General features: G+C 39.9%; 21 protein-coding genes. 20 read left to right on the plus strand and 1 reads right to left on the minus strand.

The features are described from left to right. From soxY to PF327_RS08275, 20 genes are all read left to right on the plus strand, one after another. Positions 1-468: a thiosulfate oxidation carrier protein SoxY gene (gene soxY, locus PF327_RS08180; protein WP_289402097.1), complete on the plus strand. Its 468-nt coding sequence runs from the start codon at positions 1-3 to the stop codon at positions 466-468. Between the two features lie 103 nt (positions 469-571). Next, positions 572-907, plus strand: a complete 336-nt coding sequence (gene soxZ, locus PF327_RS08185; protein ID WP_008245280.1) for a thiosulfate oxidation carrier complex protein SoxZ — start codon at positions 572-574, stop codon at positions 905-907. Between the two features lie 3 nt (positions 908-910). Then, complete coding sequence (soxA, locus tag PF327_RS08190) at positions 911-1687, plus strand: sulfur oxidation c-type cytochrome SoxA (protein WP_289402099.1); 777 nt, start codon at positions 911-913, stop codon at positions 1685-1687. 9 nt (positions 1688-1696) lie between these two features. Further along, positions 1697-3475: a thiosulfohydrolase SoxB gene (soxB, locus tag PF327_RS08195; RefSeq protein WP_289402100.1), complete on the plus strand. Its 1779-nt coding sequence runs from the start codon at positions 1697-1699 to the stop codon at positions 3473-3475. A gap of 147 nt (positions 3476-3622) precedes the next feature. Continuing rightward, complete coding sequence (locus PF327_RS08200) at positions 3623-5170, plus strand: OprD family porin (RefSeq protein WP_289402101.1); 1548 nt, start codon at positions 3623-3625, stop codon at positions 5168-5170. Positions 5171-5178: 8 nt separating this feature from the next. Beyond that, positions 5179-6096, plus strand: a complete 918-nt coding sequence (locus tag PF327_RS08205) for an MBL fold metallo-hydrolase (RefSeq protein WP_289402103.1) — start codon at positions 5179-5181, stop codon at positions 6094-6096. Further along, entirely contained in the window at positions 6093-6860 is a 768-nt protein-coding gene (locus PF327_RS08210; protein ID WP_289402104.1) for a thioredoxin fold domain-containing protein, read from the plus strand. The genes PF327_RS08205 and PF327_RS08210 overlap by 4 nt, the downstream gene beginning before the upstream one ends. Before the next feature lie 10 nt (positions 6861-6870). Beyond that, positions 6871-7308 carry a DsrE family protein gene (locus tag PF327_RS08215; RefSeq protein ID WP_289402105.1) on the plus strand — a complete coding sequence of 146 codons (438 nt, stop codon included), beginning with the start codon at positions 6871-6873 and terminating at the stop codon, positions 7306-7308. A gap of 75 nt (positions 7309-7383) precedes the next feature. Continuing rightward, positions 7384-8361 carry a DUF302 domain-containing protein gene (locus tag PF327_RS08220; RefSeq protein WP_289402106.1) on the plus strand — a complete coding sequence of 326 codons (978 nt, stop codon included), beginning with the start codon at positions 7384-7386 and terminating at the stop codon, positions 8359-8361. Positions 8362-8606: 245 nt separating this feature from the next. Further along, a complete protein-coding gene (locus PF327_RS08225; protein ID WP_008245256.1) occupies positions 8607-9365 on the plus strand; it encodes a 4Fe-4S dicluster domain-containing protein in 759 nt (252 codons plus the stop codon). Position 9366: 1 nt separating this feature from the next. Then, entirely contained in the window at positions 9367-10317 is a 951-nt protein-coding gene (gene nrfD / locus PF327_RS08230; RefSeq protein WP_008245254.1) for an NrfD/PsrC family molybdoenzyme membrane anchor subunit, read from the plus strand. A gap of 13 nt (positions 10318-10330) precedes the next feature. Next, positions 10331-13660 carry a molybdopterin-dependent oxidoreductase gene (locus tag PF327_RS08235; protein ID WP_008245252.1) on the plus strand — a complete coding sequence of 1110 codons (3330 nt, stop codon included), beginning with the start codon at positions 10331-10333 and terminating at the stop codon, positions 13658-13660. Positions 13661-13806: 146 nt separating this feature from the next. Further along, a complete protein-coding gene (locus PF327_RS08240) occupies positions 13807-14454 on the plus strand; it encodes a TorD/DmsD family molecular chaperone (RefSeq protein ID WP_353049170.1) in 648 nt (215 codons plus the stop codon). A gap of 3 nt (positions 14455-14457) precedes the next feature. Then, a complete protein-coding gene (locus tag PF327_RS08245) occupies positions 14458-15570 on the plus strand; it encodes a 4Fe-4S binding protein (protein ID WP_289402109.1) in 1113 nt (370 codons plus the stop codon). 2 nt (positions 15571-15572) lie between these two features. Next, the gene (locus PF327_RS08250; protein ID WP_008245240.1) at positions 15573-16049 is read left to right on the plus strand and encodes a hypothetical protein; all 477 of its coding nucleotides are present in this window, start codon (positions 15573-15575) and stop codon (positions 16047-16049) included. After that, positions 16046-16519 carry a hypothetical protein gene (locus PF327_RS08255; RefSeq protein WP_008245238.1) on the plus strand — a complete coding sequence of 158 codons (474 nt, stop codon included), beginning with the start codon at positions 16046-16048 and terminating at the stop codon, positions 16517-16519. Before PF327_RS08250 ends, PF327_RS08255 begins: the two co-directional genes overlap by 4 nt. A gap of 61 nt (positions 16520-16580) precedes the next feature. Further along, positions 16581-17852: a malic enzyme-like NAD(P)-binding protein gene (locus tag PF327_RS08260; protein WP_289402110.1), complete on the plus strand. Its 1272-nt coding sequence runs from the start codon at positions 16581-16583 to the stop codon at positions 17850-17852. 6 nt (positions 17853-17858) lie between these two features. Further along, positions 17859-19286 carry a DUF2868 domain-containing protein gene (locus PF327_RS08265; RefSeq protein ID WP_289402111.1) on the plus strand — a complete coding sequence of 476 codons (1428 nt, stop codon included), beginning with the start codon at positions 17859-17861 and terminating at the stop codon, positions 19284-19286. Then, complete coding sequence (locus tag PF327_RS08270) at positions 19273-20688, plus strand: DUF3482 domain-containing protein (RefSeq protein WP_289402112.1); 1416 nt, start codon at positions 19273-19275, stop codon at positions 20686-20688. Before PF327_RS08265 ends, PF327_RS08270 begins: the two co-directional genes overlap by 14 nt. Beyond that, positions 20681-21364 carry a hypothetical protein gene (locus PF327_RS08275; protein WP_289402113.1) on the plus strand — a complete coding sequence of 228 codons (684 nt, stop codon included), beginning with the start codon at positions 20681-20683 and terminating at the stop codon, positions 21362-21364. Before PF327_RS08270 ends, PF327_RS08275 begins: the two co-directional genes overlap by 8 nt. Here the strand turns inward: PF327_RS08275 and PF327_RS08280 are convergent. Continuing rightward, positions 21361-21852 (minus strand): phosphatidylglycerophosphatase A family protein, encoded by a 492-nt coding sequence (locus PF327_RS08280; protein WP_008245233.1) that lies wholly within the window; start codon positions 21850-21852, stop codon positions 21361-21363. The two genes, PF327_RS08275 and PF327_RS08280, sit on opposite strands and share 4 nt — an antisense overlap. Between the last annotated feature and the right edge of the window lie 9 nt (positions 21853-21861).

Consider the following 21861-nt stretch of genomic DNA (forward strand, 5'->3'; position numbering starts at 1 on the left):
ATGGAAAGAAGAAATTTTATAAAAAGTATCTGTGCAGCATCAGCTGTAGCAGCGACAGTGACACCTTCGGCATTATTTGCAAAAGAAGCACCAAAGGGTGGAAATATATTGAGTTATGATGCAGCAGTAGCAGCTATCACAGGTGGAAAAGCAGTAGCAGACAGTGATAAAGTGAAGTTAACAGTACCTGAAATTGCAGAAAATGGTGCGGTTGTACCTGTAAAAGTTGATGTAGATCATCCTATGGAAGAAAACAATTATGTAAAAGCGATCCATGTATTGAGTACCAAAAATGGTAATGCAAGATGTGCAGATGTCATGCTTACACCGTTAAATGGAAAAGGATATTTTGCAACAAGAATCAAATTGGGTGGAACACAAGATGTAGTTGCCTTGGTAGAGCTTAGCAATGGTACATTTATAAAGTCAGCGAAAAGTGTTAAAGTAACAATCGGTGGATGTGGTTGATCTCATAAAGAGATATTTTAAACATAGAAATTTTTAGCTTGAGGCATGAAAGAAGGGCATGACCTTTCTTTGAAAGTATGATAATTATAATAAAGGAAAACAGATGGCAGAAAGAAAGTCAATGATAAAAATTAAACCTAAAAAGTTTAAGGTGGGAGATACAGTAAAGGTTGATTTTATTGTAATTCACCCGATGGATACAGGATTACAAAAAGATAAAAAAACTGGAGAGATCATCCCAGCACACTTTATAGATAATATTACTTTCTCATTAGATGGTAAGCCATTTACAACTATGAAAGTGTGGGAAACTGTTTCAACAAACCCTTATTTTTCAGTGAACCTAAAAGTACCTGGTAAAGGTACGATCACAGTTGATTATACAGACAATACGGGTGAGAAAAACTCTAAGAGTAAAAAACTTAAACCAAAAGGATAAGCAATGAAAAGAGTCATATTACCATTAGCTCTTTTGACGGCTATGGGGACTGTAACGGTAAGTGCCAGTGAGCAGTTCGCTATGAGTGATGCTGATAGAGCTATGTATTCAGAAATGTTAGAAAATAATCCCGCTGATATCTTTGTAGAAGAAGGTGGAGAGATTTTTGAAGAAGAGATAGGTGGAGAAGCAGCTTTAGCAAAATTTTTAGGTATTTCTGAAAAAGAGTTGCCAAAATACGTTGCTGGTTTCCCAAGATATATCAAAAAGCTTGGTAATGTTGTAGGACTTGACCAAGTCATGCAAGCAATGCAGGTAGAGCAGGGTAAAGAGAAAACACCACTCAAATCAGGGAAAATGTTCTCTATGCTTGCTTATGTGAAATCATTGGCAAATGATGAAGTGATCAATATCGATGTCAATGCAGATGAACACATCAAAGCAGCGTATGCATTAGGTGAAGAAGTATATATGACACCAAGAGGAGGAAGAGGACTTGCTTGTAACTCTTGTCACAGTGCAGATATCATTGGACAAGTACTTCGAACACAACCACTTCCGGATCTTGGTGAGAATAATGTTGCTGGTACATGGCCGGCATACCGTATGACAAAGTCAAGTCTTAGAACCACACAAAGAAGATTTCAAGGATGTATGAACAATGCATTGCTTGCAGTCATTCCTTTAGGATCTAAAGAGATGAATGCTTTGGAAGTATACGTAAATAAACTTGCAGCGGATAAGCAAAAAACTATGGCCATCCCTGGATTGAAGAGATAAGGGGATAAAATGGAAATAGATAGACGAGACTTCCTCCAGATCGCAGCAACATTAGGTTTGCTGGGTGCAACTGGAGGAACAAATCTTTTTGCCGGTGAAGCCGGTAAAGAGCGTATTAAAAAATTGAGTTTTTCAGATATAGTAGATTTCAAGGCAAAAGGTAAAGCAACGATTTTACATATTTGTGATTTGCATGCGCACCTTAAGCCACTCTATTGGAGAGAGCCATCTACACTTATTTCTGCAAAGAATTTGGTGGGAACACCAGGATTCATCTGTGGTGAGAGTTTTCAAAAATATTATGGTATCCAGCCAGGTTCATTAGATGCATATTTTGATACGCATAATGATTTTACAGAACTTGCTAAGAAGTTCGGTAAGATGGGTGGTATCGCTCATATGAAGCCGATCATTGATCATGTCAAAAAAGAGAGAGGCGAAGAAAACGTCATTCTTGTAGACAGTGGTGATACATGGCAAGGTACAGCAGTTGCACTTAAAACTGACGGTGAAGCGATCGTCGATGCACAAAACTATTTGGGTGTAGATGTGATGGTTGGACACTGGGAATTTACCTATGGCAAGGAACGTGTGCAAGAACTTATCGGTATGTTAAAAGGAGATTTTATCTCTCAAAATGTTATCGATAATGATCCATTCTCGGATGAGTTTGAAGAGCTGATCTTCCCACCATACTCTATCCAGGAGATAGGCGGAGCAAAGATCGGTATCATCGGTCAGTCATTCCCGTTCACTTCTACGGCAAACCCTAAAAAGTTTACGGAAGGATGGAGTTTTGCACTACGTCATGAAACACTTCAAGAGTATGTGAATGAACTTCGTAATGAGAAAAAAGTAGACGCAGTCGTTGTACTGAGTCATGATGGATTCTCTGTAGACCAGGAACTGGCTAAGAAAGTGACAGGTGTTGACTTTATCTTAAGTGGGCATACTCATGATCCTAGCCCGGAGCCGATTATTGTGAATGACACAGTGATTATCATCTCTGGTAGCCATGGTAAATATATCTCTAGACTTGATCTGGATATCAAAGATAAAAAAGTAGCGGGTTACAGTTATAAACTTATCCCTGTAGCTTCAAATCTTATCCCTGCAGATAAAGCAGGTGAAGAGCTGATTGAAAAATGGTATAAACCTTACAATGAAGAGCTCAATGAAGTACTAGGTACAACCAAAGGACTTCTCTATAAAAGAGATACATTCTATTCAACGTTTGATTCACTTATAGGTATGGCGATTCAAGACGAGATGAAGTGTGATATTAACTTTAACCCAGGATATAGATGGGGGACAACAGTACTTCCGGGTGATGACATCTTAAAAGACAATGTCTATGAGATGACAGCGATCACATACCCTGAGGTTTATACATTTGACCTCAAAGGTAAAGTGATAGCAAAATTGATGGAAGATATAGCAGATAATGTATTTAATTCTAACCCGCTTTTACAACAAGGTGGTGACATGAGTAGAATCACGGGTGCAAGTTACAGTATCACTATCTCTGCTCCATCTGGTAAGCGTATCTCAGACTTTATGATCGGTGGTAAGCCTATTGATATGGAAAAAACCTATAGGGTCTCATCATGGGGAGGAAACTTGCAGAATGTAGGTGAAAACCTTGATAAAAAAGCGATACGTCCAGTCTATGAAGTGGTTAGTGATTACATTCGTAGACAAAAAGTGATCGACATTCCGATGGAGTCTAATGTGAAAATATTGGATATGGATTGTGGATGTCCGGTCGAAGGTGCGAAGTGTTCATAAAATAAAACCGTGCCTCGTCTTTCTGCGTGAAATGTTGTAGTCTTCTTATGAAAGGCGGGGCACAAGCGGTTGTGATATAATCACAGTTTTATTATAACACAGAGTTAATAAAGTCATTATGACAAAAAATACTAAAAGGGGTAGGAAATGAATAAGGGAATGATCAAAATCAGTATAGCTGCGTCAGCACTATTATGTATGGGTACATCTGCGATGGCAGGTGGAGATGTTGCACCAGTTGAACCGGTAGTATCTGTTAAAAAAGATACACCTAAACGTAAACTCAAAGGTAATATGGTCGTTGAATATAATGTGTTACCAGGTAGCGTAGACAATATCCGTGATATGTTTGGTGAAGGTATCTTTTATGGAAGACTCAGATCGAATACATTCTATTGGGACTGGGATAAAGAAACTTGGGATCCTAGCACTAAAAAAGGTAATTTAGACAATAAAAACTGGGGTGTAGGTGGAAGCCTTATCTATAAGTCAGCTGTATTGGACGGGTTCAGCTTTACGATGGGCTATTACGGTTCTTTAAATCCTGAAATCTTCAGAATGGATAAAGATGAAGTAGGCGGTGCAAAAGCAGGTAAAGATACATTTAGCAGACATAAAGTTAGATACGGCAGCAAAGGTGATGACTATCAGGGAAGCTACGGTATGGGAGTACTTGGACAAGCGTATTTAGAGTACAATAACGGTACAGTTGATGCGAAAGCTGGTCGTCAACTCTTTGAGTCGGTTTTTACGGCTTCAAATGACACAAAAATGATACCAAATACCTTTGATGGTGTGTCTATTAGTGCAAAAGTAGCACCAAAAACAACAGCGAGAGTTGCTTGGTTCGCGAAACAAAAGCTTAGAGACCACGAAGATGCGCATGATCTTGTAACGTTTAGTACTGCTGATGGTGATAATTGGGCTAATAATGATGATGCAGCTGTTCACAAAGGACTTAGCTATGCTAACTTCGTTGGTGCAGGTGAAGATACAAACCATGATATGTTCTTAGGGGATATCAAAACTAAAGCTGTAGATAATCTAGACTTTACTTTAAGTGCTTTAACAGTACCTGGTGTTGTGACGGATGTTGTGGCTGAAGCACACTACAGATTCCCATTAGATAATGGTTGGGCGGTAAGACCTGGTGCGAGATATTTCCATCAGATGGATGATGGTGGCGGGGATGTTGCCGGATATACAAACCTTACGGGTAAAGTTGCAACAGGTTATGATGCAGGTGTAGCTAATTCACTTGACAGTAGTCTTTTCTGTGGAAGAGTTGATCTTGAAATGCCAAACAAAAAAGGTTACTTCAGACTTGGTTACTCAAAAGTGGCAGATGAAGCAGATATCGTTGCTCCATGGAGAGGATTCCCTACAGGTGGATTTACAAGAGCAATGGCACAGTATAACTGGTATGCAAATACTGAAACATTCATGGCAAGAGCACACTATAAGTTCAACTCAACATGGACAGCAAGTTTAAGATACGCGATCCAAGATTTTGATGATGCTAAAACAACTATCCAGCCTGACAGTAATGTATGGCACTTAGATACTTGGACGAACATCACAAAAAGACTTCAAATGAGAACACGTATCGGCGTGATTGATGCTGATGTAGGTTCAACAGGAAAAGCAGATACTTCTTATAACGAATATCGTTTAGAGTTTAACTACCTGTTCTAGGAGTACGAATGAAGAGCATCATAGCACTGTGTCTTTTTTTATGGACGGCACAGGCGTACGAGTATGCTTTGACGCCTGTCAAGGTCTCTGAAGATGTACATTGCTTTTTTGGTGCACTTGAAAATATCACCAAGGAAAACGGTGGTAATATGGTTAATACATGTTTTGTTCAAACAAAACAAGGGTTTGTTGTCATAGACAGCGGCCCTACGTATGCCTATGCCAAGCAGGCATATACCCAGATGCAAATGATAGAAAATCTCCCTGTAAAGTATGTCATCAATACACATGATCATGACGACCATTGGTTAGGTAATAGTTTTTATAAAAGCAAAGATGCTTTGTTGATAGGTCCAAGGACATATGAACAAAATGTAGTTGTAGGTATGGAAACACGAATGCAGCGTACTCTGGGCAGTGAAATATACGGAAAGACAGAGATCGTCAGTCTTGACACTGTTGTAGATAACAACCTTACACTCAATGTCGGCGGCAAGATCCTTGAAATTCAACAATTGGTATCAAAAGCACACACCCAGGGGGATCTTATCGTATACTTACCTGATGAAAAAGTACTATTCGCGGGAGATCTAGTGTTTAACGGAAGAGTCACTTCCATACGTGACGGTTCGATCATAGGTTCCATTAAGGCATTGGAAAAAATAGAGGCAAGACATCCGAAAGTGATCATCGGCGGTCATGGATATAAAACTGATGCGAATGCTACACAGGCACTCAAATCCTACCTTCTTGAAATGAAAGAAGCGGTACTTGATGCATTGGATAATGATGTTTCTATAGAACAGGTCACTAAAAAAGTCACTATGCCAAAATATAAAGAAATGAAACTTTATGATATATTGCACAGCCGTAATGTCTTTGAAGCGTATCGAGAACTTGAAATGTATGATGAGGATGAAGAATGAGAATAGCGTTAGCTATGTTGTTATATGTCTATGCACTTTATGCAATGGAAGGCAAGGAAGTATATGAAAAAAAATGCGCTTCTTGTCATCAAGGTTATATCCCTATGTCTAAACTCAAAGAGAATTTCCAAGATTATAACAATACCCTGCTAAAGCTGACTGCACCCACGTTAAACCAGCTCTCTTATAGATTAAAAAAGAGCATTGGGGACCCTAAAGGGGATAATGAGATACATCGTATGGAAGTGGCTGCATTTATCAGTGAGTATGTACTGAATCCAGATAGACAAAAAAGTCTTTGTTTAGACGAAGTGATGCAGTCTTTTGAAACCATGCCTAGTCTTAAAGGAAAGGTGAGTGAAGAGGAACTTGAAGCAGTCAGTACCTATATTTATGATTTTGACGAGAAGGTCGTAGAGAAAAATAGTGTACAATATGAAGGGTTTGAAAAAGCATTGCAAAAGGCAAAGAATGAGCATAAGATCATTATGCTTAAGGTAATGACAAAAGATTGTTACTATTGTAGAAAAATGGATAGAGAGGTAATGGTGGAAAAAGAAGTGGTCGATATGCTGGAAAAGGACTTTATCTCTGTTGCGATCGATATTTCTACAACTGAGCTTCCTTTGGGATTAAAAGCCGAATTTACGCCAAGTTTTATTTTTATAGATGAAAATTCTAAAGTATTAATGAATCTTCCTGGTGCATGGAATAAAATGGATTTTCTGGATATCTTAAGAGAAGCCAAAAAGAAACAAAGGTAAAGGAGAAAAGATGAAAAAAATATTGATATTGCTCGCATGCGTATTGAGTTTTACTGTAGCAGAGACAGAGTTTGCAGAACCAAAGCCTGCCATTGATAATCCTAGACAGCTTGTATTTGGTATACCTAGCGGTGATGTAAAAGAGATAAACCGTATTTTAAGTACGGTGAACAATGTGATGAAATTCTATAGACCGGAAAACACCGAAGTGGTTATCGTGGCCTATGGACAGGGATTAAAGTCTTTACTGAAAAAGGGAGATGCGGATGTACGGAAACGTATAGAAGCACTTATGACCTATGATGTAGAGTTCATTGCGTGCGGAAACACCATGAGGACACTGCATATCGAGAAAAAAGACCTGCTTGATGACATTGGGTTTGCAACCGCAGGGATCGTTGAGATCATAGAAAGGCAACTTCGGGGCTATACCTATGCCCAACCATGATCTAGCTTGAAACATTTACATATTATTTACAGAAGATTGTTATATTACGGTATAAAAATCAAAAGGAAATAAAATATGAAATTGTTAGTTAAAGGGATGCTTTGTGCATCATTGATCGTCTCGGGTGTAATAGCTCAAGAAACTGTAAAGGGTGCAGCTCAAGCACCTGCTGCTATGAAAAATACCGCTCCGGATATAGAAGTCTTCACTTCAGAGAACGCAGATGGTAAGATCACTCCAGCAAGTATAGAACAGGCATTTAAAGATGCAGGTTTTGTTATCTCTGCGAATAGGGATATGAATGGCCCTTTTGTGAAGCAGTTTAAAGAATCAGGTTTTGATATCTATAATCTTTTCACGTTGTATAAACCGGATGCCGTTCTGGAACTGGTAAAGAAATACCCAAATGTAGGTCTTTTCGCACCTATGAGTATGTCGATCTATACGAAAAAAGGTGAAAAAAAGATCTCTGTCTCTTCTCTAACAGTCGAAGCGATGGCAAAGATCATGAAAACTCCGGCTGATGACAAAACGCTTCATGACCTAAGAGCACTGGTCAAGCAGACATTAAAAAAAGCCATGCCAAATGGTTCATTTGAAACATTACCATATGTGCAAACAGAGCCAAAAGGTGAACTCGTTACGAATTACAGTATGGAGATGGACCCAGATGAGTGGGAAGATCAATTAGAAGAGTTCAAAATGGGCTTTGAAGGCGAGCTTGCACCGAATGGCTTTGTCATCGCAGGACATAATAATTTGGGTGATGACTTTGAAGAGTCAAACTACGAAGCATTTGATTTTTATGAAGTCTACTCTATCTGTAAACTACCGGTGATCTACACTATCGCTAAAACGAGACCGGAAGCAGGAGCCTATGCGCCATGTTCACTCTATCTCAGTAAAAAGAAAGATGAAGAGGAGATGAAACTAGGATTTCCTTCTGTCTATAACTGGATGAGCTCTATGGCTATAGAGAGTAAAGAAGATATCGAAGTCTTGGAAAATGCACAGGCGGGTATGAGAAAAATATTAAGTGGGCTTACTGAATAGTACCTATATTTGGCAGTGATACAGACAAATATAATGAAATATAAATAGCAGATAGTACCTATCATTTTTTTTTAACAAAAATGTTCTATTTGCTACACTGGATTAAAAAGGTAAAGTTTCTTTGAGTAAATAACCAATTTTTAAAGCAAACTTTAATAGTATTAATCTAAGCATTTCCCTATGGTCTCATCGGATTAACGGGTACTTATAATTATTATAAGATTAGCTAAATTTAAGGAGGAAGCATGAAATTAGGTTTCTTAGTTGACCTTAACCTATGTATGGGTTGTAAAGGTTGTGAGATTGCTTGTAAAGTGGAAAATGAAGTTCCATTGAGTACTTGGCGTTTACGTGTTAAATATATAGATTTGGGAACATTCCCTGACACTAGAAGATCATTTACACCATTACGTTGTAATCACTGTGAGAGTGCACCATGTGAGCGTATCTGTCCAGTATCGGCATTACATTATCTAGAGAATGGTATTGTAAACATTGACAGTGATAGATGTATCGGTTGTGCTGGTTGTATGATGGCATGTCCTTATGGAGCGATCTATATGGATCCTGAAACAAATACAGCAGATAAATGTACTTACTGTGCACACCGTATTGAGAGTGGTATGATGCCAGCATGTGTGGTTGCATGTCCGGTTGAAGCAAATATCTTTGGTGATATTGAAGATGACCACAGTCATATTTCACTTTATATTATGGAACACAAAGGTGCTGTTCAAGTACGTAAACCAGAAAAGCATACAAGCCCAACGCACTTTTATGTAGGTGGTGGTAATGCAACATTGAACCCACTTGCACATCAGAGAATTGAAGGATTCAGTCTCTTTAATGACATTACTCACCTAGAGCATGTAGGTGATAAAAATCACGGTATCCTTGACAGATTCTTAGCACCGTTTACTGGACACCATGGTCCAACAGATAACGCAAGTTTTATTGAATCAGCGACAGATACTGAATCACATGAACAAGAGGGAGGTCACTAAGATGGTAGAAAGTACAATTAACGCAACTCAAGCAGTAGTTACACTCGATGTACCAATTCAGGGACTTGTTTGGGGTAGTATTATTACTGTAAACATGTGGGCAAAAAGTATCGGTACAGGTGTTGTCTTTTTAGCGGCATTCCTATGGTTTAGACATAAAAAAGATGAAATGCCTAACTTAAGATGGCTTATGCCTGTACTTGCATTCGTATCACTGAACGTATTTTTATTGTTTACATTGATAGATCTACATCAGCCATACAGAATGATACATATATTCACGCATCCTCATTGGACTTCATCAATTACTGTGGGTGCATGGATGGCATCACTTTTCCTAGCTATCATTACGATCCTTATGGTTATCGGTGTAGCAGATGCGTTTCCAGGTCTTGGTGGTAAGAAGTGTAAACTTACTGCAATAGCTAGAAACAACTCTGGATTTTATGAAAAGATCATGCCATTCATGGTATTCCTGGCGATTCCTGTAACAACATATACAGCGATCATTATGGCACAATCTAGTGCAAGAGAGTTATGGCAAGCACCAACTGAAGTGATGCAAATGATGTGGGCAGCACTTATGGCCGGTTCTGCAGCACTTATCTTTATTTCTGGTTCATGGAGTAAAGAAGCAAGAAAAGATTTAGCACTTGTACTTACATTCGCTGTATTCTTTAGTTTCATGATGTATATGGGTGAGTATTTCTTCTCATTCAAATCTTCAGAGGCAGAAGCCGTTTTAGCCTATGTACATTCAGGCGGAGCATATAGTGTTGAATTCTGGTTTGGTATGACACTTGGATTTATTATCCCATTCTTCTTAGGAATGAGTTACATGAAATCAGAAAACATGACGCTGCTTAGATTTGCAGCTATTTTAGCATTGGTAGGGTTATTCTTGGTAAAAGATGTATGGCTTAAGATCCCACAAATGTTACCATTAAGTTAAGGAGAAGATATCTATGACAAAATCAATGAATACAGAAGATAAAAATTTTATCGAAGGTAGAAGAAGTTTCCTTAAAGGTACAGCTTACTCTGTAGCAGGTGCAACACTTGCTGCAGGTGTATTTAAAACTGTAGCAGACACGCCTGCAATGGCAGAAACGAAGTTCACGCCTACACCAAAGACACTTTCATTCTATCCACCGTTAGAAGAGTGGGATAGTTTTACCGAGTTAGATGGTGATGATTGGAAAAGAGGTGGTACAAGTAGAAATGGTGTTCAGAGCGAAGATAACCCAGATGGGATCAAAGCAACTGAATACATGCTTGTTCCTACAGCATGTTCAAACTGTGAAGCATCATGTGGTCTAACTGCATGGGTTGACCTTTCTACTTACAAAGCTGGTGGACAACTGGCAGTACGTAAATATATGGGTAACCCGCTTCACTCTGGATCTCGTGGTAGAAACTGTGCAAAAGGGTATGCGACTCAGTCACAAATGTATGATCCAGATAGAATTCCTTTCCCACTTAAAAGAGCTCCAGGTTCTAAAAGAGGTGAAGGTAAATGGGTAAGAACAACTTGGGATGAAGCGATGAAAGAGATCGGGCAAAAAATGCACGATACACTCAAAACAGGTGATGAGATCTCTAAAAAATCGATCATGTACCACGTTGGTCGTCCAAATGAAAATGGTTTTGGTCACCGTGTACCACACTCTATGGGAATCGATGGATATGATTCTCATACAAACATCTGTTCTGCAGGTGCAAGACAAGGTACGATCCAATGGACGAATGATGACAGAAACTCTCCGGATTGGTCGAATGCAAAGTTGATCTTCCTTCAGTCATCTCACGCTGCAGATGCGGGACACTACTTCCAACAGGCAGCAGGACGTATCGCTGAAGCACGTAAAAAAGGTGCAAAACTTGTTGTTATGGATCCTCGTTTGTCAAACTCTGCTGGTATGGCGGATCTTTGGGTTCCATGTTGGCCAGGAACAGAGACAGCACTTTATCTCTACCTTGCAAACAGAATTTTGAATGAAAAAGGTATCAATGGCGAAGACCTAGTCAACCACAATTTTGTGAAAAACTGGGTAAACTGGGATCACCTCATGAAAGACAGAGACTACTTGAATGTACTTGTTGAAAAAGGATACATCAAGTCTGTACCTGCGGGTAACTCTTATGAAGAGTTCATTGAGATGATCGCTGAGATGTATAGCCCTTATACACTTGACTTTGTAGCTGAAGAGTGTCGTATCGAAAAGCGTATCGTAGAAAAACTTTACGATATGTTCATTGATGCAGGTGCAAGAGTTGCAACATATATCTGGAGAGCAGGACCGATTGGTCACAAAGGTGGATGGATGATCGCTAGATCGGCATTTTTACCATTTGTTCTTCGTGGTGCAATGGCAGGTGACAAAGGTGGCGTTGGACTTCACCACTGGCATGTTATCTCTGTTAACGGTAAAGGAAATGCTGCAACTGTGGATGGTTCAGCACCTGCAAAAGTTGACGTATGGAATGAGATCGCATGGCCGCCTGAGTATCCGTTAAGTTCTTATGAAATGAGTCATATCATGCCTCACCTTCTTATGGACGATGAGTGGAGAAACAAGTGGAATGCCAAAGGATTGAATGTTCCTGAAAAATTGGCTGTTTGGATCCCTCGTATGTATAACCCAGTTTGGATCAACCCGGATGGATTCAGATGGATCGAAGCGCTTAAAAGAGAAGATAAGATCGAAATGTCATTCAACCTTTCTCCGACCTGGTCTGAGACAAACTGGTACTGTGACTATATCTTGCCTGTAGGACTTGCTGGTGAAAGACATGACCAACACTCTGAAGCAACTGAACCAAAAAGATGGTTAAGTTTCCGTAACCCGGCACTTAGAGTTGCACTAGAAAAAATGGGTTGGAAGCCAAAAGATCCAACTAGAGCTACGCTTGAAGCACATATTAAAGCCGGTCTTGGTGAAGTATGGGAAGAGGTAGAGTTCTGGGCAAACATCATGACACATTATGTAGATCCAGATGGTTCATTGGGTATCAGAAAGCACTGGGCTTCAAAAGAAGATCCAAGCAGATGTGTGACAATTGCTGAGTGGTATCAAGCAGCATTTGATAACCTGCCAAACCTTAGAAAAGCAGCAAAAGCAGCATATCCTGACTCAAAGTATCCGAACTATGAGATGATGAGAGACAGAGGTACATGGTTAGAAGAGGCTAATATCTATAAACCACAAGAGAGACCACTGAAAAAAGTAGGTGATACATATATCGCGCATGGTCACGAGTATCATGAAAGTGAAGTGACTAAAGATGAGTTTGGTGTACTTCTTGCAACAGGACATGATGGTAAAGAGACTGCGATCGGTGTAGAAGTAGACGGTGAATTGGTACAAGGTTTCCATACATTGACTAAAAAACTTGACTTCTACTGTGAGTGGTTCAAAGAGTGGAAATGGCCTGAGTACGCTATACCTATCTATCCAAAAAATGCTGAAGAGAGAAAGAAAATGACGCATGTTGTAACACAAGTACACCATGACTTCATGCAAAAAGAGAATGAATTTGCATTGAATACAGTATTCAGATTACCATACAATATTCATACACGTTCAGTAAACTCTAAGCACCTTATGGAGATTTCACAAAACCATAACCCAGTATGGATCTATACTGAAGATGCGAAGAGACTTGGTATTAAAAGAGGTGATGCAGTGAAGGTTACGATCCAAGATACTGTATCTGGTCTTGAATCAGGTTACTTCATCGCGATGGCTGTACCGACTGAAGCTACAATGCCTGGTGTACTAGCATGTTCACACCATGCAGGTAGATGGAAACTTAAAAATGCGGTTGAGATCCCAGGATTTGAGCACAAGTTAGGTGTGATGGGTCTGGGTGCACCATTGTATGAGATGACAATGGATGGTAAAGAGGGTACACTCAAGCCAACTCAAGGTATCGTAGATGGTATGAATGAAAACAAAAACTCTTGGCAGTTTAAAGAGTACAACAGAGACATCGACAACATTTGGTGGGATGGTCTTTCTGGTTCATGGCAAAATGCTGTGGCACCTTCACATCCGGATCCAATTGCTGGTAACCATGCATGGCACCAAAAAGTTGTGATGGAACTTGCAGGTAAAGATGACCAGATCGGTGATATCTATGTGAACTATGAGAACAACATGAAAGTGTATCAAGCATGGAGAGACAAATTGACACGTCCTCTTGACAGTACAGATACACTTAGACGTCCTCAACATATCAAACGTCCTTGTGTACCTTTGTCTGACAAAGCATACGCAGTAAAAATCAAGTAAGTTCATACTTACTGACATACTCCCAGGCACCTGCTTGGGAGTATCTACATTATACAATTTCCCAGATAATTAATTTTCTTATTACTTATTTATCTTGAAAGTGGTATAGTGCCAAAATATTTAACATGAAAGCAGATGTATAGAAGATGGAATTAATGAAACAAGAGATAGAAAACCGTATCGCAATTTATGCCTTGATCTCACGATTGATGCTTGTAGAGGTAGACGAAACATTTTTGGAGAATATTGAAAAAGATGAGAGACTTTTATCATTTTTCCCTAACTATAGAGACTGGTCTAAGCGCAAGGAACTTTCACGTAAAGAGCTTATAGATCAATATTATAATGTGGACTTTACTAACCTCTTTTTAATGCACCTGGTACCGTATGAAAGTTTTTATACTAGGGATGACCAAATGATAGAAAGTGGTGGAGACAATCCTATCGTTCAACTTTATAATGATCTGGATTTCCGTGTTGAACTGGATGCTGCAAGGGTTGTCAGTGCAGACCATATAGGTGTGGAATTGGAATTCATGTATATGTTATGTGTTGCACTGCAAAAAGCTTTAGCAGCAGAGGACAAAGATGGTATCTGTGAATTGCTACAGGTACAACGTGCATTTTTAAAAGAGCACCTTTTGGAATGGGCACCGTTATTCCTGATCAATGCAAAACGTGAATCACGCACACCTCTCTATCATGATGGTGCCGAACTGGCTCTAGAGTTCCTACTCAGTGATTTTGAATATGTGACAGATAAATTGACAACATATTGTGGGGATGAAGCGTAGTCTATGGGTTTACATTTTGATGTGGGTGCGTGTGTAAGAGCGACAAGTAAATTTTCTCAGTGTAGCAAGTGTGTAGATATCTGCCCGGATTCTATAAGTCTGGTAGACAATCTTCCTAGTTTCAGTGCAGCTACTGGTGTGGAAGCCGCAGCGTGTGTGGGTATCTGTCCTACAGAGGCTTTTGCACTTTCAGACTTTTCTACCACTGAGTTTTTCTTTACTTTTTTAGAATCGAAAGTAAGGCTCATCTCACCAAAGTTCAATGTCCCTTGTATTTCAGTGTTGAGCGTGGAACACTTGATCTCTCTGGCTTTGGCAAGTGAGGAGACGATCACCATAGATATGAGTTCCTATGATGAGGATTCATTACTTTTTGAGCATATTGAAGAATGTATCGATGAGGCAAATTTCGTTCTATCTAGCTTTTCTAAAAAACAACTCGAGACAAACCATATACCATCTAAAGTTGTAAAAGAAAAAAATGAGCAAGAGCAAGAAGATGAAGTCACTTCAAGACGTTCCTTTTTGGAAAATGCTTCACTTGAAGGTGTGGTAAAACATAAAAAAGCATTTGATGATGCGGTAGATGAAGATGAAATGCAGCATTTTGAAATAGATGCTTCTGTTATTGCCAAAATAAAAGATAAAAATCTGCCAAATAAACGCAAGATACTCTTTACCACATTGAAACGTGCAGAAGTACCGGATGTGTTTGAAATACTTCCGGAAGAAGAGGTGAGCTTTACGTCTCAAAAGTTCGTAGATGAAAGTTGTACTAACTGTCAGATCTGTTATCGTATCTGTCCTACCGGGGCACTTTCATCTGACAATAAGTTCTCACTGATACATTTTGATGCCATGCTTTGTGTAAAGTGTCGCTTGTGCCATGATGTATGTGAGCCTGATGCGATACAGCTCCAAAGCGGATTTGAGATCAAAGAGTTCTTTGAACCTACTCAAAGAACCCTGGCAACGTTCAATATCAAGCGGTGTAACGAGTGCGGTAACAACTTCACTTATACAGGCGGAGAACAGATGTGTCCGCGTTGTGCAGTGGAGGAAGAAGAAGCAATGTTCCTACATGCAAATGCTAAGCGTATGAGAGGGGAGGAATAGTCATGGAACCCCATGAGATCAAACCTGACACAGGACTCTGTACCATCCTTGGTTATAATGCCCAAACAGGGTATATGAGAAAGTACTTTAACAAGATCATGAAACGTAATGGGATCAATGCAACAGCCATTGCCCTGAACATTAAAGATGAACATTTTGATTTTACCATGACGAATGTAGGAGAGTCTAAAGTCACACAAATGATGATAGAGAAAGAGTTTGGTGCTAAGGCTGTACACTATTGTGAAAGTCTGAATGAATGTGCCCAGAGAGAAGGGCGTGTAGACTTTATTGAAGTGAAAGATGGCAAGGTCCAAGGCTTTTGTCTGGACGATGAGGCAAAAGCACTTTATGACAGACCGGAGTTTTTGGATGACCAGATCATTTTTGTGACAAAGATGATGCTGATTGCCCATAGATGGTTTGATGCAGAAATAAATGTGGATGATATTCCGCTATTAATAGGAGAGAAAGAATGAGAGATATAGACGATTTAAGAAAAGAATTTGAAAACTTTAATGAGAAAAATTTTAACGGGAACCCGGCATTTGGTCCTGATGGACAATGTGCTGCGGATGAAGAAGTAGACCTTAAAGACTATCCTTCCTATACAGAAGCCCTTTATGCAAAGCTTATCGCTCCGCATGTAAGTGGTATTTATATCTCAAGATGGGATATTAAAGATATCGCACTTGCTGCGGGCGATTCTATGGCGATCCATCCACGTAAGCGTATGTTTGAGTTACTCATGAAGTTTGCAACAAGCAGAGAGAATATGCAAGCTGTACTTGATGCACTTGAAGCACATATGGAAGATAAAATTGCTATCTATACAGAATGTATGACAAAATTTCCAAACTCTGCAGAAGTATTTCAGCCTAAGATAGACAAGGCCAGAAAAACAATGAAACTTTTCCCTCAAATCATAGAAGAGTATTTCCCGGAATAATTAGAGTTGCCCTTATCATACTTTGAGTATAATAGATTATCTTGAAATTGTAAGGTACACTATGTCTGAACTCAAAAAAGAAGAAGTATTAGCATATCATAAGAAAGGGAAGATAGGTATAGACCTTACGAAACCTTGTGATACCCAACATGAACTCTCACTTGCCTACACCCCTGGTGTAGCGATACCCTGTCTTGAAATCGCAAAAGATGAAAATCTCTCTTTTGAATATACCAATCGCTCTAATCTAGTGGCAGTGATCTCTGATGGTACAGCAGTACTTGGATTAGGGAATATTGGACCTCTCGCATCCAAACCTGTCATGGAAGGGAAATCAGTACTTTTTAAAAAATTTGCGAATGTAGATGCGTTTGATATAGAACTGGATGTACATACCGTAGATGAGATCGTCACAACCTGTAAAGCGATCTCTCCTACTTTTGGAGGGATCAACCTTGAAGACATTAAAGCCCCTCAATGTTTTGAGATAGAAAAAAAGTTACAAGAAGTACTTGATATTCCAGTGTTCCATGATGACCAACACGGGACTGCTATCATCACAACTGCAGGTTTAATGAATGTACTTGAGTTGACAGGTAAAAAAGTCGAAGAGATCAAAATCGTAGTCAACGGTGCAGGTGCTGCAGGTATCTCATGTGCAAAAATGTATAAACGTCTAGGTGTCAAAAATATTGTTATGTGTGACAGTAGAGGGGTTCTTAGCAAGGAAAGAACGGACTTGAATGACTATAAAGCACCTTTTGCCATAGATACAGAAGCTAAGACACTTGATGATGCGATAGAGAACGCTGATATGTTTTTAGGTTTGAGTGTCGCAGGGGCATTGAGCAAGGAGATGGTAGCCAAAATGGCACCTGAACCTATTATCTTCGCTTTGGCAAATCCCGTACCTGAAATTTTGCCGTCCGAGGTGATGGAGGCACGTGATGATGCGATCATGGGAACAGGACGTTCTGATTATCCAAATCAGATCAACAATGTATTGGGGTTCCCTTTTATCTTCAGAGGTGCATTGGATGTACATGCGAAGAAGATCACGGAAGGGATGAAAATGGCAGCAGCTAAAGCACTGGCTACTTTAGCAAAAGAGCCTGTGCCTGACTATGTTAAGACTGCCTATCATAATGACAGTATCACTTACGGGAAAGAGCATATTATCCCTTTGCCTTTTAATAAGGAAGCTTTGGTATGGGTGGCTTCAGCCGTAGCAAAAGCTGCCTTTGAAGAGGGTGTCGCGAGAGTAGAGCATTATGACCATGAGCAATACAAAGAGCAATTGAGATGCCTTATTTATGGTTGTCCTGAGAATTAGCAATAGATGAATATAAAATCGTATGTAAATCTTTATGAACTATTGGTTTTAGAACCTGCTACACGAGAAGAGAACCGTGCTTTTGGGTTAACCCATGTGATGTTGAAACATAAACCTATTGAACAACTTTTAACATGGAGTGAGAAGCATCAAGAGAAGTTGAAAAAACCGCTTTTGTCTGACATTTTTTCTTCTTATTTGTACAGGATTACCTTTACGCTTGTAGTGATCGCATTTGTTTTGGGTTTATTAACGGGTGTGGCTCTGCTCTCCTACAATGGTGATGCACCGGTCAATGTCATCTATTTTATGGCTGTGGCTGTTTTCCTTCCTCTCTTTAGTATGTCGCTAACAATTTTTGCAATGCTTAGGGCCAGGAGAGCTGAGAATGTTCTGATACATCTTTCACCTGCTTTTTGGATGGAAAAGATTTTGGGCTTTTTACCTGGCAGGGTACAAGGGCAGATCAAAAATTTAAAGATCAATCCTTTGCTTGCAAACTGGATTATCATTAAACGTTCACAGATCATCATTCTGTTTTTTTCACTTGGGTTACTCTTGGCACTGTTGGGTGTGATCGTGACCAAGGATATCGCCTTTGCGTGGAGTACAACTTTACATATCTCTTCAGAGGAATTTCATGATTTTTTACATACTATAGCATTTCCATGGAGAGAGTTGGTACCATCAGCCGTGCCGTCACTTGAACTCCTAGAGCAGAGTCAATATTTCAGACTGGGTGCTACGCTGAATGAAGAGATGATTTCACATGCATCACAGCTTGGAGAGTGGTGGAAGTTTTTGGCTTTTTCTACCCTCTTTTATGCTGTTTTTCTACGTTTTTGGATTTTAATCCTTGCTTCTTTTGGATTGAACGCTGCAATCAAGCAATCGCTTTTAACATTACATGGAACGTCAAAACTACTCAGAGAGATCAATGAACCTATCATCTCTACACATGCAGATCAAAGTGAAAAAGTATTCATTACAGAGGAGGGACACTATAGTCAGATCGTCAATAGATTAGATGCCTCTTATGATGGGATCCAAGGATGGGCTATACCGCATGATACACTTTTGGTGTTGGGTGAAAGATTGAAGATCATCGCACCTGCACATGATGAAGTTGGAGGAACAAATAGTCTTGAAGAAGATATGGAGATCGTTTTTAAAAGTCATGGTGAAATACTTTTGTTTGTGAAAGCTTGGGAGCCCCCAACACTGGATTTTGTAGACTATCTTAGTGAATTGACCCGCAAAGTTGATAAAGTGGTAGTGGTACCTATAGGTACTGCAGAGCATCATTATGATGCATCTACGAAAGAGATAGATATATGGGAAAATAAACTCTCTATGCTCGGAGAGACGAAAGTGTGGTTAAAAAGATCTGATACTCAAGTACAGGGTGTGGAGGTGCTTCATGCCGGGTCGTAGAGAGATCGATTTTTCTCACCCTAAATTTGCGGTCGTTGGACACCCGAACAAGGGTAAGAGCTCCATCGTTTCAGCTTTGGCACTGGATGACACAGTACAGATATCTGATACACCCGGGACCACCACAAAAAAACGCTCCTTCCCTTTAACGGTAGATGGAAAGGTTCTCTATGAACTTTTTGATACACCAGGTTTTCAAAGAGCACGAAGAGTACTGGCATGGTTAAAGCAACATGATGTGCCTGCAAATAAGAAACAAGAAGTGGTACAGGCATTTATCGATACACATAGAGAAAATGAACATTTCCATGATGAAATAGAACTTCTTGAACCTATTATGGACGGTGCAGGTATCATTTATGTGGTGGATGGTTCACAACCCTATGGTGAAGAGTACGAAACCGAAATGGAAATTCTTCGCTGGACAGGACAACCATCTATGGCACTGATCAACCATATTGATGAGATGGATTATAGTGAAGAGTGGAAGAAGGCACTGGAACACTATTTCAAGATGGTACGTACCTTTAATCCTATGCAGACCAACTTTGAACAGCATATGAGTATACTTGAGAGTATGGCTCAGCTTAAAGAAGAGTGGATAGCTCCACTCAAAACATCGATCAAACTTTTTAAACAGTATCAGGAACAAATGCTTGAACGTAGTGCAACACTCATTGCGAGATTGGTGTATGAATCTGTCACTGCTGTAGAGAAACTCTCTTTTTATGCCCCTGAGGCCAGTGAACAAGAGAGATATAAGATAGAAAGTAACTATAAAGACCGGTTACGGGAGCTAGAAGTTACAGCACAAAAGGATATCGAAGATATCTGGAACCATGGTCACCTTCAAAAAAAAGAGAAAGTGTTAACATTTGAAGGGTTGGACCTTTTTTCTGAAGAGACAGCTTCTGTGTTTGGTTTGACACGTAAAGAGCTTCTCATTACAGGTATGACCTCAGGTGCCATCACGGGTGCAGGTATCGACCTGCTTTTTGCGGGGCATACACTTCTTTTGGGTGGAGCCATAGGGGCATTGATAGGTGGTGCAGGTGCGTATTTGGGTTTTAATGAACTTTCCGAAGTAAAAGTTCTGGGTCAAACAATGGGTAAACACTACTTAGAGATGGGGCCTATGGAAAATAGAAATTTCCCTTATATCTTACTGGGACGTGCGATCTACCACACCATGAAGGTTGCACAGACTTCCCATGCCAAAAGAGAAGTGTTCGATATGGAAATGGATCAGACATTTAAAGAGAGATGGTTGGATGACACATCAAGGAACGCTTTAGAGAAATACCATAAAAAATTCCGTTCAGGAAGTGCTTTGGAAGCAGAAGAACTCAAAGCGTATGAAACGCTCATCAAGCAGATATTAAAGCGTTTGATCGATGCCTGACAAAAATCCTTTTAAACATTTACATTACGATCATGATGAGCGAGAGCAGTCAGCATCTTCTTTGCACTCCAAAACAGTGGCAAAGAGGGTCACATTAGGGATTTTTGTTGCATTTCTTCTGCTCTTCCCCCATTATGCACCATGGGAACCTGGTTATGCACAGAGTGACTCTTGGGCACAGAGGATATTTACCCTTTACTTTTTTGTAGCCAATCAGACTTTGGGTATTGTGCATGAAGCGGGACATGGTGTCTGCTACATCTTGCCTTGTCCAGAGTTTCTTACTATGGCCAATGGAACGATATTCCAGTTGCTTTTCCCTGGATTGATCGCCTATTATTACTATAGAAGAGGTAACCTCTTTGCCGCACTGATAGCACTCTTCTTTGTGGGTTTCTCTCTTCAATATACAGCCTGGTATCTCTCTACAGCACATGAAGGCCGTATACTTCCGGCATATAAATCTTTTTTAGGTGTAGATGCGATTCATGATTTTCATTATATGCTCAGTACTATGGGACTTTTGGCCTATGAGTCTTTGATCGCGAGTTTGACAAGGTTTATAGCCTACTTGATCATGATCTCAGCGGTAATAGGGATGTTCTTTGAAGCATTTCCAAATACGCAGAAGAAACGCGTAAAGAGGGGATGGTGCAGAGGGAAAAGAGACGTTTAAATCAGTTTCTCAATCGCCATCAGTATTGCAGCACTTAAAAATCCACCGGCGATCCCCGCCAATACATCATCAAGCATCACTCCCAGACCACCTTTAAGCTCTCTGTCTATCCAGCCTATCGTTGAGGGTTTCCAGATGTCAAAAAGACGAAATGCCGCAAAACTGAATACAATGGCTAAGAGTACTGCATAAGGATAGTGCATTGTCACAGCCGTTGAATAGGCGATCATAAGGCTAAGCCACATACCTGCTGTTTCATCTATAACGATCTGTTGGTGGTCATGGATACCTGTTTTTTGTTCATATTTATTCACTTCAAAGATACCTATAATGGTAATGGCGAGTGTCAACATAAAAAGTGTTTCCAACCCAAAGTAGTAAAGCAGTGCTAGGCCTACAGGAAGCGAAGCCAATGAACCTACTGTACCAGGTGCTTTGGGGCTAAGTCCTGCACCAAAGAATGTGAGAAAAAGCTTTTGTATTGTCATGAGATCCCC

It is taken from the genome of Sulfurovum xiamenensis, assembly GCF_030347995.1.
Taxonomy (GTDB): domain Bacteria; phylum Campylobacterota; class Campylobacteria; order Campylobacterales; family Sulfurovaceae; genus Sulfurovum; species Sulfurovum xiamenensis.

What these genes read in the sequence shown, in the direction of transcription:
- PF327_RS08220 (WP_289402106.1), top strand. Translation starts at nt 7,384, where the DNA reads ATGAAATTGTTAGTTAAAGGGATGCTTTGTGCATCATTGATCGTCTCG.
- PF327_RS08215 (WP_289402105.1), top strand. Translation starts at nt 6,871, where the DNA reads ATGAAAAAAATATTGATATTGCTCGCATGCGTATTGAGTTTTACTGTA.
- PF327_RS08270 (WP_289402112.1), top strand. Translation starts at nt 19,273, where the DNA reads ATGCCGGGTCGTAGAGAGATCGATTTTTCTCACCCTAAATTTGCGGTC.
- PF327_RS08275 (WP_289402113.1), top strand. Translation starts at nt 20,681, where the DNA reads ATGCCTGACAAAAATCCTTTTAAACATTTACATTACGATCATGATGAG.
- PF327_RS08265 (WP_289402111.1), top strand. Translation starts at nt 17,859, where the DNA reads ATGAATATAAAATCGTATGTAAATCTTTATGAACTATTGGTTTTAGAA.
- soxA (WP_289402099.1), top strand. Translation starts at nt 911, where the DNA reads ATGAAAAGAGTCATATTACCATTAGCTCTTTTGACGGCTATGGGGACT.
- PF327_RS08200 (WP_289402101.1), top strand. Translation starts at nt 3,623, where the DNA reads ATGAATAAGGGAATGATCAAAATCAGTATAGCTGCGTCAGCACTATTA.
- PF327_RS08235 (WP_008245252.1), top strand. Translation starts at nt 10,331, where the DNA reads ATGACAAAATCAATGAATACAGAAGATAAAAATTTTATCGAAGGTAGA.
- PF327_RS08210 (WP_289402104.1), top strand. Translation starts at nt 6,093, where the DNA reads ATGAGAATAGCGTTAGCTATGTTGTTATATGTCTATGCACTTTATGCA.
- PF327_RS08250 (WP_008245240.1), top strand. Translation starts at nt 15,573, where the DNA reads ATGGAACCCCATGAGATCAAACCTGACACAGGACTCTGTACCATCCTT.
- PF327_RS08280 (WP_008245233.1), bottom strand. Translation starts at nt 21,852, where the DNA reads ATGACAATACAAAAGCTTTTTCTCACATTCTTTGGTGCAGGACTTAGC.
- soxZ (WP_008245280.1), top strand. Translation starts at nt 572, where the DNA reads ATGGCAGAAAGAAAGTCAATGATAAAAATTAAACCTAAAAAGTTTAAG.
- soxY (WP_289402097.1), top strand. Translation starts at nt 1, where the DNA reads ATGGAAAGAAGAAATTTTATAAAAAGTATCTGTGCAGCATCAGCTGTA.
- soxB (WP_289402100.1), top strand. Translation starts at nt 1,697, where the DNA reads ATGGAAATAGATAGACGAGACTTCCTCCAGATCGCAGCAACATTAGGT.
- PF327_RS08240 (WP_353049170.1), top strand. Translation starts at nt 13,807, where the DNA reads ATGGAATTAATGAAACAAGAGATAGAAAACCGTATCGCAATTTATGCC.
- PF327_RS08260 (WP_289402110.1), top strand. Translation starts at nt 16,581, where the DNA reads ATGTCTGAACTCAAAAAAGAAGAAGTATTAGCATATCATAAGAAAGGG.
- PF327_RS08245 (WP_289402109.1), top strand. Translation starts at nt 14,458, where the DNA reads ATGGGTTTACATTTTGATGTGGGTGCGTGTGTAAGAGCGACAAGTAAA.
- PF327_RS08205 (WP_289402103.1), top strand. Translation starts at nt 5,179, where the DNA reads ATGAAGAGCATCATAGCACTGTGTCTTTTTTTATGGACGGCACAGGCG.
- nrfD (WP_008245254.1), top strand. Translation starts at nt 9,367, where the DNA reads ATGGTAGAAAGTACAATTAACGCAACTCAAGCAGTAGTTACACTCGAT.
- PF327_RS08225 (WP_008245256.1), top strand. Translation starts at nt 8,607, where the DNA reads ATGAAATTAGGTTTCTTAGTTGACCTTAACCTATGTATGGGTTGTAAA.
- PF327_RS08255 (WP_008245238.1), top strand. Translation starts at nt 16,046, where the DNA reads ATGAGAGATATAGACGATTTAAGAAAAGAATTTGAAAACTTTAATGAG.